Consider the following 3,994-nt stretch of genomic DNA (forward strand, 5'->3'; position numbering starts at 1 on the left):
GCAATCTAGTCTTCCTGGGCGCGGCCATTTTCACACTGGTGGTCGCGTTCCTCGCCTGGCAGCGAGACAACCGCGCGGCCGGCTGGTTTTTGATTGCCTGGGGCTTGCTCGAAGGCTTCACCATCGCCACGGCCATTCGGTTGTTGTTCACCGACCCGGAGGGTGCCGAAGGCTTGCTGTACTACGGCCTGCCCTTGTCGATGGTCGCTGCGGCCGTGCTGATCGCCTTGGGCGTCGCTGACCGGCTGCGGGATCAGCGACTCGCGCTGTCGGAAGCTGAACGTCGTGCCCAGACCGATCCGCTCACCGGCGTATTGAATCGCCGCTCGTTCCAGGAGCGCCTGGAAGCCGCCTGCCTGCGGGCACGAGCACGCGGCCTGCCGGTTTCGCTGTTGTTCATCGACTTGGACCACTTCAAGGAGATCAACGACACCCGTGGCCATCAGGCCGGCGATGCCTGTTTGAAAGCCATCATCGACCCCATTCATGCCGAGCTGCGTCAGTCAGATGTCATCGGTCGGTATGGCGGCGAAGAATTCGTGGTCATCCTGAGCAGCGCCGACGTTTCCTCCGCGGGCCCCATCGCCGAGCGCATCCGCAATCGGGTCGCTGACGTGCGTGTCGAGGGCTTCGGCGAGCCGATCCGGGTGACTTGCAGCATCGGCGTGGCCACCAGCGACACCCTCGGCGTTTGGGGCGAACACCTGATCGCTCGCGCGGACGAAGCGGTCTACGACGCCAAAAGGTCAGGTCGGAACCGGGTTCAGATCGCCGGAGCGCTCACCGCGTGAGGATTTGTCTCGCCCCCGACTCAGCAACATGCAGCTGGCCAAAGGCCCGGTCGGCAGGGTACTATTCGCCAGACTTTTTTGGCCTAAGCCTTGGATTTTCCAGGGCCAGCCCCATCTCCAGGCGGCGCCCAGAAGCCCTCCGGACACATCCGGAGCCGCCGGCGCGAGCGAATTGAGTGCCGATCCAGTAACAAATTGAGTCGAATCCGCGGTGAAACCCGCCTCATGGGTCGTCCCAGCGGCCTCGTTTTGGCATACAATCCGCGCCCCGAAAATTCCCTCTGCCTGATCAGCCCAGATTGACCGATCGGCCTCATTGGCGAGCTAACCTTTTGTCTACCCCCCGTAACCAACCCCAGGAAGTGAATGTGGAACAAGCGCAACTTGAGCTGCAGTTGAAAGTTTGGAAAGAGCTTGCGATCAGCAAGCAGATTTTGATGCGGTCTGCGACCGACGCCTTGAAGCTGGATCCCAACTGCTCTCAGGATGAACTCAAAGTAGCGCTTGACGCAGTCATCAAGAAGATTGCCGAAGCCGACTCGAGCGTCGCAGTGGCGCGCCAGGAAGCCAAACAGGCCATCGCCGAGATGGAAAAGAAGCTGCAGCTGGCCGAGAAGGCCCGCACTGTGGCCGAAGCCGCTTCGCAGGACATCCGCGTCGCGCAGGAAAGTGCCACGCGCCAGATCGAAATCGAACGCACCAACTTCACCAAAGAAATGCAGCAGATGAAGGCTGTGGTGCTGGAGAAGGACAAGACCGTCAAAGCCATCAATGCCGCGCTCGCCGACACACCCGAAAACGTGGTGAAGAAGCTCAAGGCGCTGCGCAAGGAGAAGCAGGACGAGGCCGATGGCCGCCGTCAGGCCGAGACCAACATGGGCACGCTGCGCAAGGAAAAGCAGCAGACCGACGAACAGCTCACCAAGGCGAACGACAAGAACGCCAAGCTGCTCACCGCGTACACCGACACGCATACGCTGGCCAGCAAGCTGCACGAACAGCTCAAGCCGTTGCTGACCGACGAGAAGGATCTGCCGGTGCTGCCGGAGCTCGACAAGAGCCTGACCGAAGAAGCCAAAGACGAGCCCACCAAGGGCAAGAACGGTAAGAAGTAACGTCACCGGCGCGTCATTCCCAGTGAATGGCGCGTGTACAGCGACTTCAGAGGCGGCGGCTGGACTTGAGATACAGCCGCGCATCGTTCGCCTAAGCCCGCGTAATCTCAAGCGCTCGTGGCCACTGTCGCCATCGTCCTACGGAAATCCGATTGTAAATTGGTCCGAATGAGGCTTATGGTCGGCATTCGGAACCCGCGGACGGAGAATCGTATGTACGCCACAGCCATCCCGGCAGGAACGTTGACCATTCGAGCTGCCGCCGATAGCACCATGAGCTGCGAGCTGTGGCTCAACGACGACTTCGTCGGTTCGTTTCCTTCCGCCGATGCCGCAGCACAAAGTGTCAGTCATCACGCCAGCGGCTGTGCGTTGATCGACGCCGCCCGCGCCAAAGTGCCTGACAGCATCGATGCCTGGCAGTGGATCAGCGTGTCCTCGCTATCAGCCAATCAACCGGTGTTTCTGATGCGAGGCGCGCAGCCGTCGCTGTGACCCCCACGGAAATCATTTGTTTCTATTCGATCCGCACCTACAACGCTTCACAGCGAACAAACATCGCTGCTTACGACACTTCAGCCAACTCTGAGCGGCGCGCTCGCCTCCGCCCCTTATTGAGAGTTACTGCCGAAATCATCTAGCCTGCGCGCTGGCGTTCTCCAGCGCGGGCTCAAGTGAGCCTGGTAAAGGGTCCAACGACGGACTCGGTAGCCAGAAGCACCCATAATGATGCAGGCATTCCAACAAGAGATCACATCGCTGCGTCGCGCAATTCGTCATTGGCTGGACCGCATCGGTTGGCCGCGTAACGCACAAGCCATGGCTGGCGCCAAACTGGCGCACGATCTGGGATTACCATCGGACTCGGTGAGTCGGATCCTCGATCGAACCGCGGCCGATCTTCGTAAGTTGTCCTCAGCCGATGCAGATGTCATCGATGCGCGACCCATCATCGATCGCGCCGTTCGCGAACTATCCAAACTCGGTTTTCATGTGCGGCCGGTCGAAGAAGCTGCCATCGAACACTATTTGCAGGAACTGCCGGATCGCGACTATCAAATCCTGCGCTATTTCAAGGAAGGCAAGAAACATAACGAAATCGCCGAGCTGATGAGCACCAATGTGGATGCTGTGCGTCGTTCGCTAGTGAAAACTTACGCCGATCTGCGCGTGACCATGACCAGCTTGAGCGATGGCGGTGGCGGCGGCCTGCCGCTAGGTAATCACGTGACTCACGGACGTGACGCAGGCGCAACGCGATTGTCATCTTGAGCTACTAAGTTACGCGGCATCCCAGGCGTGAGCTTGAGTCCGCGATGCCGACCACTGCGTCTCCGTTCGAACTCACCGGGCCGCTATTGCGCGTGCCCGCGGTCGGTCCGCTGATTCTCAACGTTGCCGAACGCGCGCTGGCGTTACAACGGCTCGCGAATATCCATCGCCAGCTCGCCGGTCGCGACCTGGCCCCCGGCCCGTTCGCCCAAGCCGCACTCGAAATATTGCAAGTTCGTTTCGAACTCGATGCTGCCCGCCTGGAATCAATTCCCCGCCACGGGCCGCTGGCCGTCGTGGCCAATCATCCTTATGGCGGGCTCGAAGGCCTGTATCTGATCCAATTGATGTTGAGCCTGCGACCGGACAGCAAGCTCATCGGCAACCAGCTGTTGCAACGGATTCCCGAACTGCGCGACGTCATTATTCCCGTCGACGCATTCGGCGGCCCGCGAGCGGCTAAAACCAATGGCCGCGGCTTGCGAGCAGCACTGCGACATGTCCAGGACGGCGGCTCGATCGTGTTGTTTCCTGCCGGCGCGGTGTCGCATTTGCATTTGTCGGCGGGACGAGTTTGCGATCCACCATGGAGCTCGCAAGCAGCTCGCTTTCTGCGAATGTGCGGCTGCCCGGTGGTACCGATGTATTTCGGCGGCGGTAACAGCTCCATCTTTCAAACACTCGGCCTGCTTCATCCGCGCATGCGTACGGTGCTGCTGTCACACGAGTTCTTGAACAAGCGCAATCATGTGATTCCGGTGACGGTGGGGCGCGCCATCAAGGCCAGCGCACTTCGCGATTAGACCGATGATGTTG

At 60.2% G+C, this 3,994-nt stretch carries 5 protein-coding genes; all 5 read left to right on the top strand.

Features of this window, described 5'->3' with window-relative positions; all coding sequences use genetic code 11:
* Window positions 1-791, top strand: a 791-nt coding sequence (locus JNL55_RS19310; protein ID WP_293857383.1) for a GGDEF domain-containing protein, incomplete at its 5' end; no start/stop codon positions are given.
* A gap of 368 nt (window positions 792-1,159) precedes the next feature.
* Complete coding sequence (locus JNL55_RS19315) at window positions 1,160-1,906, top strand: hypothetical protein (protein WP_293857386.1); 747 nt, start codon at window positions 1,160-1,162, stop codon at window positions 1,904-1,906.
* A 213-nt stretch (window positions 1,907-2,119) separates the two neighbouring features.
* Window positions 2,120-2,401 (top strand): hypothetical protein, encoded by a 282-nt coding sequence (locus JNL55_RS19320; protein WP_293857389.1) that lies wholly within the window; start codon window positions 2,120-2,122, stop codon window positions 2,399-2,401.
* 231 nt (window positions 2,402-2,632) lie between these two features.
* Window positions 2,633-3,178, top strand: coding sequence for a hypothetical protein (locus JNL55_RS19325; protein ID WP_293857392.1), 546 nt, complete (start codon window positions 2,633-2,635; stop codon window positions 3,176-3,178).
* Window positions 3,179-3,222: 44 nt separating this feature from the next.
* A complete protein-coding gene (locus tag JNL55_RS19330; RefSeq protein ID WP_293857395.1) occupies window positions 3,223-3,981 on the top strand; it encodes a lysophospholipid acyltransferase family protein in 759 nt (252 codons plus the stop codon).
* The last annotated feature ends 13 nt before the right edge of the window (window positions 3,982-3,994 follow it).

Source organism: Steroidobacter sp. (genome assembly GCF_016790065.1).
Classification (GTDB): Bacteria; Pseudomonadota; Gammaproteobacteria; order Steroidobacterales; family Steroidobacteraceae; genus Steroidobacter.